The organism is Flavobacterium sp. N2820, assembly GCF_025947285.1.
Classification (GTDB): Bacteria; Bacteroidota; Bacteroidia; order Flavobacteriales; family Flavobacteriaceae; genus Flavobacterium.
Genome location: NZ_CP110008.1, coordinates 2,544,301 through 2,556,250, shown reverse-complemented (window position 1 = coordinate 2,556,250; position 11,950 = coordinate 2,544,301). Strand labels below are relative to the sequence as shown.

Annotated in this window: 9 protein-coding genes and 2 tRNA genes; 7 read left to right on the top strand and 4 right to left on the bottom strand. The window is 32.9% G+C overall.

Going from position 1 to position 11,950, the window contains the following annotated elements:
* From OLM52_RS11995 to OLM52_RS11980, 4 genes are all read right to left on the bottom strand, one after another.
* A tRNA-Asn gene (locus OLM52_RS11995) sits at nucleotides 1-74 on the bottom strand.
* Nucleotides 75-111: 37 nt separating this feature from the next.
* Nucleotides 112-185, bottom strand: a tRNA-Asn gene (locus OLM52_RS11990).
* Nucleotides 186-257: 72 nt separating this feature from the next.
* Nucleotides 258-1,841, bottom strand: coding sequence for a site-2 protease family protein (locus OLM52_RS11985; protein WP_264548744.1), 1,584 nt, complete (start codon nucleotides 1,839-1,841; stop codon nucleotides 258-260).
* A gap of 70 nt (nucleotides 1,842-1,911) precedes the next feature.
* Complete coding sequence (locus OLM52_RS11980; protein WP_264548743.1) at nucleotides 1,912-3,837, bottom strand: M1 family aminopeptidase; 1,926 nt, start codon at nucleotides 3,835-3,837, stop codon at nucleotides 1,912-1,914.
* A gap of 232 nt (nucleotides 3,838-4,069) precedes the next feature.
* On the opposite strand from OLM52_RS11980, the gene serS reads away from it, so the two are divergent.
* From serS to OLM52_RS11945, 7 genes are all read left to right on the top strand, one after another.
* On the top strand, nucleotides 4,070-5,341 hold the full coding sequence (serS, locus tag OLM52_RS11975; protein WP_264548742.1) for a serine--tRNA ligase: 1,272 nt from the start codon (nucleotides 4,070-4,072) through the stop codon (nucleotides 5,339-5,341).
* A 74-nt stretch (nucleotides 5,342-5,415) separates the two neighbouring features.
* The gene (locus tag OLM52_RS11970) at nucleotides 5,416-7,197 is read left to right on the top strand and encodes a tetratricopeptide repeat protein (RefSeq protein ID WP_264548741.1); all 1,782 of its coding nucleotides are present in this window, start codon (nucleotides 5,416-5,418) and stop codon (nucleotides 7,195-7,197) included.
* A gap of 58 nt (nucleotides 7,198-7,255) precedes the next feature.
* On the top strand, nucleotides 7,256-7,582 hold the full coding sequence (locus tag OLM52_RS11965) for a DUF4286 family protein (protein WP_264548740.1): 327 nt from the start codon (nucleotides 7,256-7,258) through the stop codon (nucleotides 7,580-7,582).
* 1 nt (nucleotide 7,583) lies between these two features.
* Complete coding sequence (gene rsmA, locus OLM52_RS11960; RefSeq protein ID WP_264548739.1) at nucleotides 7,584-8,363, top strand: 16S rRNA (adenine(1518)-N(6)/adenine(1519)-N(6))-dimethyltransferase RsmA; 780 nt, start codon at nucleotides 7,584-7,586, stop codon at nucleotides 8,361-8,363.
* Nucleotides 8,353-9,705, top strand: coding sequence for a magnesium transporter (gene mgtE / locus OLM52_RS11955; RefSeq protein WP_264548738.1), 1,353 nt, complete (start codon nucleotides 8,353-8,355; stop codon nucleotides 9,703-9,705). The genes rsmA and mgtE overlap by 11 nt, the downstream gene beginning before the upstream one ends.
* 67 nt (nucleotides 9,706-9,772) lie before the next feature.
* Complete coding sequence (locus OLM52_RS11950; protein WP_264548737.1) at nucleotides 9,773-10,303, top strand: hypothetical protein; 531 nt, start codon at nucleotides 9,773-9,775, stop codon at nucleotides 10,301-10,303.
* An 11-nt stretch (nucleotides 10,304-10,314) separates the two neighbouring features.
* Nucleotides 10,315-11,925 carry a DUF4139 domain-containing protein gene (locus tag OLM52_RS11945; RefSeq protein ID WP_264548736.1) on the top strand — a complete coding sequence of 537 codons (1,611 nt, stop codon included), beginning with the start codon at nucleotides 10,315-10,317 and terminating at the stop codon, nucleotides 11,923-11,925.
* The last annotated feature ends 25 nt before the right edge of the window (nucleotides 11,926-11,950 follow it).

The following is an 11,950-nucleotide window of genomic DNA, read 5'->3' as shown; positions in this document are numbered from 1 at the left end:
CTCCCCCTCTTGGGCTCGAACCAAGGACCCTCTGATTAACAGTCAGATGCTCTAACCAACTGAGCTAAGGAGGAATCACCTCAAAGGTTTATATTGTTGCTTAAAAGTTTGCTCCCCCTCTTGGGCTCGAACCAAGGACCCTCTGATTAACAGTCAGATGCTCTAACCAACTGAGCTAAGGAGGAAGTTGTATATCTTTTAAGCGAGTGCAAATATAAACTGATTTTTTGTTATCGCAAATTATTTTGTTGAAAAAATTATAAAACTTTATCTACTACCAATTGGTAAATATCTTTTCCGAAAGTTAATGCCATTAGTGTCAACAAGATAATCATTCCAAAGGTTTGAACATAACCAGCTGCTTTGTCTGATAATTTTTTACCTGTAATCATTTCAACGATTGTAAATAATGCATGTCCACCATCTAATCCAGGGATTGGCAACAAGTTCATAAAAGCCAATCCGATTGAGAATAATGCTGTAAAATTCCAAATAAATTCCCAATCCCAAGTATCTGGTAAACGACGTGCAATTCCAATAGGACTTTGAACATGCTTATAAGCTTCTGTTTTTGGACGTAAAATTAGTTTGAATTGTTTCACGTTGTAAACTAATAATGCCCAAGATTCTTTTACTGCTGCAGGAACTGCTTGACTTATTGTCAAATCATTAACCTTAGTATACATTACCTCAGCCGTTTTATCATTAAAACCTATTCCTAAGGTGCCTTTTTTGGAAACCATAGCAGTAATAGTCTTTGTAGCATCTTCTCTAATTATTTCAATGCTAACTTTTTCGCCTTTTCTAGTGCTTACAAATTGTTTAAAGTCTTTTACATTATTTATTGGTAAATTATTTACACTTTTTATAATGTCCCCAAATTCAATTCCAGCTTTTTCAGCTGCAGAGTTTTCTTCAATTTGATTTACAGCAGCATTTTTAAATTGATAGTTTGGAGCAATAAAAAAAGAACTATTTAACCCTATTTTCCCTTCACTATCAACCTTTACAGAAACTATTAATTCTTTGTTTTCTCTTTTTACTATTACATCAACAGATTTATTTTTATTGTTTTTCAACTCATCGGTAAACTGATCGAAATACTGAAACTTTTTGTTACCAATTCCAACAAACTCATCAAATCTTTTAAAAACAGAATTAACCCCAACAGAATCAATAAAAGCATCAGAAATGGTTCTTCTTGCAGCTATAAATCCTTTCCCTTCTTTACTTATAATTTCACCCTTCATTTCGTCGGTTAAAATCACATCAACTTTATCGCCATTACGTTCTACCTCAACTTTATCGCCTAATAAAACATCTAATGTCATTCGGTTAAAACTAGGTTGGTGTTTTCCGTCTACTGAAAGAATTTTATCTCCATTTCTAAAACCTGCTTTCTGACCTACTTCGCCAAAAGCCAATCCGTTTTCTTGAATTTTTGCTGTTGAAATGAATTTTTGCCCAACAGTTGAATACATAATTGTAAAAATCAACCAAGCCAAAATTACATTCACAATGATTCCACCTAACATAATAATTAAACGCTGCCAGGCTGGTTTTGAACGGAATTCCCAAGGTTGAGCTTCTGCGTTCATTTGTTCAGTATCCATACTTTCATCAATCATTCCAGAAAGTTTTACATAACCTCCTAATGGCAACCAACCAATTCCCCATTCAGTTTCACCGATTTTCTTTTTTACTAAAGAAAACCCAGCATCCATAAACAAATAAAATTTCTCTACACGTACCTTAAACATCTTGGCTGTAATGTAGTGACCAAATTCGTGAAGAATTACTAAAACGGATAATATGAATAATATTTGAGCTACTTGAATCATTTTAATGCATTTATTTAAACGACAAAAGTAAGGTTTTCACCTTACTTTACATCATATTTTTATAGTTGAACTATTTTTTTATAAAATTTTTATGAATTACACCTTCCGAAGTAGTGATTTTAATCAGATGCAATCCTGCAGATAATTCGGCTACAGAAAAATCATTAGCTTCTTTTGTATCTACTAATTGCCCTAACGTATTATAAATTTCAACTTTTTCTAATTGAATCGTTGTTGGCATCATAATATGCAAAACATCATTTGCTGGATTTGGGTAAATCGTAATGGTTTGCTCTAAATTGAAAGACTCGTTTGCCAAAGTAGCCACATTATTTTTTGAAATAATATGTTTGTTCGGATCAAAAGTCACTCCAGTAACTACAAAAGGAACCGGAACTATAAATTCTTGTCCGTTTGAAGTATGATTTACCACCACGTCATGCGTTAATCCACCAGCACCAGATAATCTGATTTCTAAAGGCATTTCAAAAAAAGAAACACTTGCATTTGACTGTGATTGGTTCACAGTAATTTTTGCTTGACCTGCTCCCCAATTTTGTGCATTAACCGTATAAGTTGGATAGCCTTGCAGGTAAACCCAGTCGTTAAAAAATTCTGTTAAACTACTTCCGTGCACAGCTTCTAATTGCGATTTTAGATCTGTAGTAACAGCATACCCAAACGCTAAATTAGGAGCGTTCAAATAATTTTGAAGTGCTTGAAAAAAATTCGCATCACCCATAACCCAGCGCAACATATGTGTCACCATAGACCCTTTGTTATAAGATAATCTTGAACTAAAAATTCTATTTACATCCTCAGCTTCGGTATCGGTTAAATAAACTGCACCACCTGTTTGTGATGTAATATTATTAATTTTTCCCGTTTTCCATGAAACAAATGCTGCATCTCCATCTAACTCTTCAACTACAATTCCAGCTGTATATTCTGTTAAGCCTTCATTCAACCAGATATCTTTCCAAGTTCCGCAGGTAACTTTATTTCCAAACCATTGGTGGCCTAATTCATGTGCGATTAAACTTCTGCTCCACCCTCCCATTGACGACATGGTAGTGTGCTCCATTCCTCCACCCCAACTAAATTGAACATGGCCATATTGCTCGCTTCTGTATGGATATGGTCCAAATTTTTCTTCAAACACATTCATTATTGGCACTGTTTGATTAATTGCATTTTGAACCGTTACAGTATTGCTTTCTGGATATAAATAATTGTTTATTGGAAAAAATGGACTCGCAACAGTACCTAAACCAGCCTGAATATTATAGGTAGCATAATTAGTCACATTTAATGAAATTAAATAAGCCGGAATAGGATAATTGTGATGAAAATGTCTTGTTACATTTCCACTAGAAGTTGTTGAACTTTGTAACAAACCATTTGATACACCAATATAAGCATCAGGACATGTTATATAAATATCAACACTATCAATTTTATCATTTAAATCTTGTTTGCATGGCCACCAATCTCTAGCTCCAAAAGGCTCTGAAAGTGTAAAAATTACTGGAGTCCCACTATGAGTTGTTTGTGTAAATGCAGCTTCAGCATCTGATGGAACACCTGAATAGTTAATTACAACTGTGGCTGAATTACCAACGTTTAATAATGATGGTAACGTTATTACCAATTCATTTGATGTATTTTGTACAAAAGTTAATGGGCTTCCTCCTAATGTTACAGTACTCACCGTCAATTCGTTTGTTAAATCAAAAACAACAGAATTCATTGGAGATAATGCCGTAAAAGTAGAAGTTACTTGACCCGAAATAAAATCAACTGCCGGATTAACTGTAAAACGCAATTCATGATAAGTTAAGTCATAATTCAAAGTATTTGGATTTACAGCAAAGGCTTGTAAAGAGGAAGCCGATTTCATTTCAGCTTCAACCATTTGTTCAAAATCAATCTCTTCGGTTTGGGCAAAACCAAAAATTCCTGAAATAAGAATTAGACAAAAAGTAATTTTTTTCATTTTCATGTAGGTTTTAAATTCTGGGCATACTTTTGTTAAAAGAAAAATTATTTCTTGGTAACAATAAATTTGTTTTTAAATAAAAATTTAGCGAATATAGTACAAAATGTTTAATTTTTAAGCAATTTATCACTGAATTTCATATATATACGTAAACCTAATAGCATTTCGTTTTTTTATAGATTTTCTAAATCCAATTTCTTAAATTTGCAACCTTAAAATCCTATATATTATGTTACAGATAGCGTACATTAGAGAAAACAAAGATGAAGTAGTAAAACGATTGGCTAAGAAAAACTTAGATGCTAAAAATGCGATTGAAGATGTAATTGCATTAGACGAAAAAAGAAGAGCAACTCAAGCAGAACTAGACACTATTAAATCTGAATCGAATAAGCTATCCAAAGATATTGGTGATTTAATGAAAAATGGTGAAAAAGCAAAAGCTGAAATCTTAAAAGAAAAATCAGTTCAACTTCGTGATAAAGACAAAGAGCTTACTGAAGTATTGAATAGTTTTGCCTCAAAATTACAAGAAGAATTATACAAATTACCCAATTTACCAGCAGACATCGTTCCGGAAGGAAAAACTCCTGAGGAAAACCTAAACGTTTTTCAAGAAGGTGAAATCCCTAAATTACACGAAGGTGCTTTACCTCACTGGGAATTAGCAAAAAAATACGATTTAATTGATTTTGAATTGGGCGTAAAAATTACAGGCGCTGGTTTCCCTGTTTACAAAGGAAAATGTGCCAAATTGCAACGTGCGTTAATCACTTATTTCTTAGATAAAAATACCGATGCGGGTTATTTAGAATACCAAGTTCCTCACATGGTAAATGAAGCTTCTGGCTTTGGAACAGGACAATTACCAGACAAAGAAGGACAAATGTATCACGTTGGCGTTGATGATTTGTATTTAATTCCAACAGCTGAAGTTCCAGTAACCAATATTTTTAGAGATGTTTTATTAAACGAAAATGACTTACCAGTTCTTTGTACAGGATACACACCTTGTTTCCGACGTGAAGCAGGTTCATATGGCGCACACGTTCGTGGACTAAATCGTTTACACCAATTTGACAAAGTAGAAATCGTTCGTATTGAACATCCAGATAATTCATACAAAGCATTAGACGGAATGGTAGAACACGTGAAAGAAATTTTACAAGAATTAAAATTACCCTATAGAATTCTAAGATTATGTGGTGGCGATATGAGTTTTGCTTCGGCTTTAACCTATGACTTTGAAGTGTATTCAACTGCACAAGAACGCTGGTTAGAAATTAGTTCGGTATCTAACTTTGAAACGTTCCAAGCAAATCGTTTAAAATTACGTTTCAAAGATAAAGAAGGTAAAAACCAATTGGCACACACGTTGAATGGAAGCTCATTAGCTTTACCTAGAGTATTAGCTGGAATTTTAGAAAACTATCAAACACCTGAAGGTATAGTAGTTCCTGAAGTTTTAAGAAAATACACAGGATTTGATATTATCAATTAAACGTTAATCTTTATAAAATAATGTACTAATTTGACACTAAAAAGTGTTACTTTAGTACATTATTTATTTTATTTATGTTACAAAAAATTGCTTTTTTTATTTTCTTTTTGACTTCGTTTTGGGTTTCGGCACAAAATGAACAATTGGCGCTACAATATTTTGACGATGGCGAATTTGAAAAAGCATTAACTATTTTTGAAGAAAATTTACAAAAACAACCTTCCAATTATTTCTTTTTTCAAAAAGTAATCGAATGCCGTCAGCAATTGAAACAATATGACAAAGCCGAAGAGGTTATTTTAAAAAGAAAAGAAAAATACAATCAACCTATACTTTTAGTAGAACTTGGCTACAATTATCAACTACAAAAAAATGAAATCGAAGCTAAAAAACAATATAATTTAGCGCTTTTAGAAGTTGAAAAACAAGCCAATCATGCCTATCAAGTGGCGAATTTCTTTGAAAAGAAAGTCTTGTTAGATTGGGCAATAAAAACATATGAAACCGCACAACAAGCCAACCCAAATCTTAATTTTGATTACCAAACAGCTTTACTGCAAGGACAATTAGGAAATTTAGATTTAATGCTAGAAAAATTACTCGATTATGGTTACAAAAATCAAGAAAATACTGCATTAGTTCAAAATCAATTAAGTCGATATTTGCTAGACGACACTGAAGGCACTTTTGCTGATGCCATCAAGAAAAGTTTGCTTTTAAAAACACAAAAATCGCAAGATGTGTATTGGAATCAATCGTTAAGTTGGTTGTTTGTGCAGCAAAAAGAATACGGCAAAGCTTTTGTTCAAGAAAAAGCAGTTTACAAACGAAATCCCGAAAGTTTTTACAACATTGTAACGCTTGCTCGATTGGCTATCGAAGAAAAACAAAACGAAGATGCAACTACAATTCTAACATTCGTTTTAGAAAACACACAAGATTTGGAGTTACAAATGCAAGCGCACCATTTTTTAATCTCTATGGAAATTGAATCGGCTTTGCAAAAAGAATATGCTGCAATCGATTTAAAACTGCAAGATTTACTAAAAAAATATGGAATTAGTCCGTATTCATTAGACTTACAATTGTTGACCGCTCATTTTGAAGCTTTTTATTTGAATCAGCCCGAACTAGGAAAACAATTGCTGCAAAACGCGTTAAAATTACCATTAAACCTGCGAGATCAATCAAAAGTAAAAATGGAATTGGCTGATATTATGGTCTATGACGAAAAATTCAATCAAGCCATTTTATACTATGCACAAGTGGAAGACAACCTTAAAAATGATGTTTTAGCACACGAAGCCAGCATGAAATTAGCCAATGCCAACTTCTATAAAAAAGATTTTGATTGGACTTTACAGCAAGTAAAAAACCTCAAACAATCATCAAGTTTACTAATTGCAAATGATGCAGTTGAACTGTTTTTACTTATTCAAGACAACTCTGTTGAAGACAGTTTACGCGTGGCATTACAAGCTTACGCAAAAGCAGATTTACAATTGTACCAAAAGAAAAACGAAGAAGCGCTTCAATCATTTTTAACCATTTTAGAAAAACACAAAGGTGAAAGTATTGAAGACGAAACCTTATTAAAAATAGCTGATATCTATTATCAAAAGAAAGATTATTTAAAAGCATTAAGCTATTATCAAAATATTTTAGATAATCATAAAGAAGGAATTTATATTGATGAAGCCTTATTCTTTTCGGCCGAAATTTATAGAAAATATCTTTTGGACAATGAAAAAGCAAAGGCTTTATTCGAAAAAATAGTTTTAGAACATCCAGATAGCTTATATTATACAGAAAGTAGAAAGCAATATCGAACGTTGCGAGGTGATACTACGATTTAGAGAAAAGGAGAAAGAATCAAGAGAGAAGATATTTTAGTTAAACGATTAAACAAGAATAATGATTATATATAACGTAACTGTAAACGTAGACGAAAGCATTCACCAGGATTGGTTAAAATGGATGCAAAACAAACATATTAACGATGTTTTAGCAACTGGTTTATTTACCAATGCTAAAATGGTTCGAGTAGTGGTGGAAGAAGAAATGGGAGGCACAACCTATGCTGTTCAATATTTCACCGATTCGAGAGCAAAGTTAGAAGATTATTACCAAAATCACGCACCGAGATTACGTCAAGAAGGGCTTCATCTTTTTGCAGATAAAATGTTAGCTTTCAGAACCGAATTAGAAGTAATGGGCGAATTCTACGGAGAAACAAATTAAAATGGAAAAAGTAAGCGCAAAAAAACACTTAGGACAACATTTCCTAAAAGATGAAAGCATTGCAAAAGATATTGCTGATACACTTTCGCTCGAAGGCTATTCAAAAATTTTGGAAATTGGTCCAGGAATGGGTGTTTTAACCAAATATTTATTGGACAAACCTACTGAGACTTATGTCATTGAAATCGACAAAGAATCGGTAGAATATTTGGGTGTTCATTTTCCAAAACTAGAAAATCATATTATTTCTAAAGATTTCTTAAGATACGATTTAAACGAGGTGTTCAACAAAGAGCCTTTTGCAATCATTGGAAATTTTCCTTATAATATTTCAACCCAAATTGTGTTCAAAACGCTGGAAATGCGCGACCAAATTCCAGAATTTGCTGGTATGTTTCAGAAAGAAGTTGCCCAACGCATTTGTGAAAAAAAAGGAAGTAAAGTCTACGGCATTTTATCAGTTTTAACCCAAGCATTTTATGAAGCGGAATACTTATTTACTGTTCCTCCAGAAGTTTTCAATCCACCACCAAAAGTAGATTCGGGTGTATTGCGATTGCGACGAAAAGCAGATTATTCGTTACCATGTGATGAAAAATTATTCTTCAGAGTAGTAAAAACTGGCTTCCAACAAAGGAGAAAAACGTTACGAAATAGCTTAAAATCGTTCAATTTTTCTGATAATTTAAAAGAAGACACTATCTTTGACCTCCGTCCGGAACAATTAACGGTGGAACAATTTATAGAAATTACCCAAAAAATAACAGCCGATGGAGTTTAAAATCAGCAGAGAGTTTCTATCTGAAATAGAACAACTTATAAGTGAAAACAAGGCGCAAGAATTACTTTTGCTTCTTGAAGATATTCACTTTGCTGATATTGCCGAAATCATGGAAGAACTCGATGATTATGGTGCTGGTTATATTTTTAAAACCTTAGATTCTGAAAAAACAGCCGAGATTCTGTTAGAATTAGACGAAGAAGTTCGTGAAAAAATCTTAAAAAACCTTTCTCCAAAAGAAATTGCAGAAGAGCTTGACGAATTAAGTACAGATGACGCTGCCGACATTATTGCCGAATTACCACAACACAAAAAAGAGCAGGTAATCTCGGAATTAGAAGACGTTGAACACGCCAAAGACATTGTAGATTTATTACGCTATGATGAAGATTCTGCCGGTGGATTAATGGGTAAAGAGCTTGTAAAAGTAAACGAAAACTGGAACGTACTAACCTGCGTGAAAGAAATGCGTGCGCAAGCTGAAAATGTTTCAAAAGTACATTCAATATATGTTGTTGATGATGAAGATCGTTTAAAAGGTCGTTTATCGTTAAAAGATTTGTTAACCACCTCAACAAAAACCCACATTAGTGAAGTTTATATCAAAAAAGTGGACTATGTAAAAGTGGACACTAAAGATGTAGAAGTAGCACGTATTATGCAGAAATATGACTTGGAAGCCATTCCGGTTGTAGATGAATTGGGTCGTTTAGTAGGTCGAATTACCATTGATGATATTATCGATGTCATCAAAGAAGAAGCCGACAAAGATTACCAGTTGGCAGCGGGTATTTCGCAAGACGTTGAAGCGGATGACAGTATTTTAGAACTAACAAAAGCACGTTTGCCTTGGTTAGTTTTAGCATTGTTTGGAGGATTTATTTCGGTACACGTTTTAGGAATCTTTGAGCCTGTGATGGAATTACATCCCGAATTATTTTTCTTTACACCGCTTATCGCAGCGATGGCGGGAAATGTAGGCGTTCAATCTTCAGCAATTATTGTACAAGGTTTAGCTAATAACACCATTATTGGCCCCGTTATAGAACGTTTACTAAAAGAACTTTCGTTAAGTTTATTAAACGGAGTGATTCTTTCAGTAATCTTATTGGCAGGTAGTTATTTCTTGTTAGGTTACGAAATCCATGTAGGTTATACTGTCTCAATTGCATTACTTTCGGTAATTATTATGGCATCGTTAATTGGAACTTTTATCCCAATTATTTTAAATAAGTACGGCGTTGACCCTGCATTAGCAACAGGCCCGTTTATTACTACCAGCAACGATATCTTAGGGATTTTAACTTATTTTACAATTGCGAAAATTATTTTAGGAATTTAATTTCACTCGCTTCCCAACCTTTTTATTTTTATTTCACTCTATACAATAAACACTAAAGTTTATAGAGATGAAAAAAATAATTTTGACGTTCCTTTTATCAACCTCAATAGCATCATTTTCACAAGAAGAAACTAAAGAGCACTTCTTATTTGAAAGAAAACTAAACCTGGCTACTAAAAATGATTCTATTTCCAAGCACATAAAAAATATTGAAGAAATTTCGATTCCTGCAAATATTGATTCTTTGTCATCTGACTCAAAATGGGAACTTTTATATTTGCACGAAACAGGATGGCAAGAATCAATGCCAAATAATCCTCATACCATAAATAACTTGTACATTGGTAAACAAAACAATATCGTTACTGGTAAAGATTTAAAAGACTTTTTTCAATCAATCGGGCAAAAGGAAATTGTATTTAACCAACTACCGCCTGAATTGTCCTACATGCATAGAGGGGCTCCTTTAAATGGAAAATTTACAATTATATTTCTAAAAAACAATCATATTACTTTACAATACATTCACAGTTATCCTAACGGAAATCAATCGAGTTGGTTCAGAAAAACCAATTATTATTTAAAAAGAATAAACTAAAACTATATCAAATGAAAAAAATATTTTCACTAGTAATTGTTCTGGTGTCAGCAATCACATTTGCTCAAAAACCAATTTTTACTTCAGCCAAAATTAAAAGCGCTACTATTTATAGTAATTCTGCCGAATTAAACCACACTGCTTCAGCTACAATCCCTTCTGGAACTAGTGAAATTGTCATTAAAAACGTTGCTGATTATATCAATGAAAACACCATTCAAATTGGTGCTCCTGCAAATGTTACGGTTTTATCGGTTCAGTTTACACGAAATTTTATTTCGGAATATGAAATTGACGAAAGCAATCCTGTGATTAAAAAAGTACGTGATAGCATTGTGTTGCTTCAAAAAGAAATCGCAAAAGTGGGGAACGAAAAAGTTTCTTTTTCTAAAACGATTGATTTATTAGACAAAAACCAAACTGTTGCCGGACAAAACTCAGGTTTAAATGTTGCCGAATTAATGAAACTAGTTGATTATTATAGTGCCAAAAGAAATGAATTGAGTAATTTGATAAATGCACTATATGAAAAAGAAACCAAACTGAATGAAAAGCTAGCCAAACTCAACATAAAATTAGAATTGAATACTAAAAAAGAAGAGAAAACTTCACAAGGAAAATTAGTATTGCAAGTCATGACTGATGTTGCAAGTTCAGTGAATCTTGACATTAATTACATCACAGCAAACGCATCTTGGTCGCCATTTTACGATTTACGTGCCGACAATATCAATTCTCCTATCAACTTAATGTACAAAGCAAAAGTGGTGCAAAACACAGGAATTGATTGGAAAAAAGTGAAACTAACACTTTCAAGCGGTAATCCAAATCAAAACAACACAGCTCCTATTTTACAAGCTTGGTTTTTGAGATATGGCTTTCCGAGAGCTATTAATAATAGTAATGTAGTTATGAATTCTATTCAAGGTTATGCTTCTGATGCAGCATATAAAAAAGATAAAACGTATAATGATGAATCCTCTATTTCAAATTATACTACAATCAATGAAAACCAATTAAATGTTTCTTTTGATATTGATATTCCATATGACATTTTATCCAATGGAAAAGCACATAGTGTGGCTTTGAAAGATTTGAAATTACCAGCAACGTATAAATATTATGCAGTTCCAAAAGTGGAAAAAGAAGCTTTCTTATTAGCTGAAATTAGCGAATATTCTAAATTCAATTTATTGCCTGGAGAAGCGAATATAATCTTCGAAGGAATGTATGTGGGTAAAACCATGATCCATCCAAATCAAACTTCAGATACATTGAATTTGAGCATGGGAAGAGATAAAAAAATCGCCATCAAACGGGAAAAAATCGCTGATAAATCGGGAACTAAATTCTTATCCGGTTATAAAGAACAAACGTTTACTTATGACATTACCGTAAAAAACAACAAAAAAGAAGCGATTGAATTATTGTTGAAAGATCAATACCCAATTAGCACAGATAAAGAAATTACCATAGAATTATTAGACAACGGAAAAGCAAAAGTAAACACCGAAACTGGAATTCTGACTTGGGATGTAAAACTCAACGCTGGAGAAACCAAAAAATATAGAATCAGTTATAAAGTCAAATATCCAAAGGATAAATTTATAGATAATTTATAATCACTAACCCTAGTGAATAAAAGCG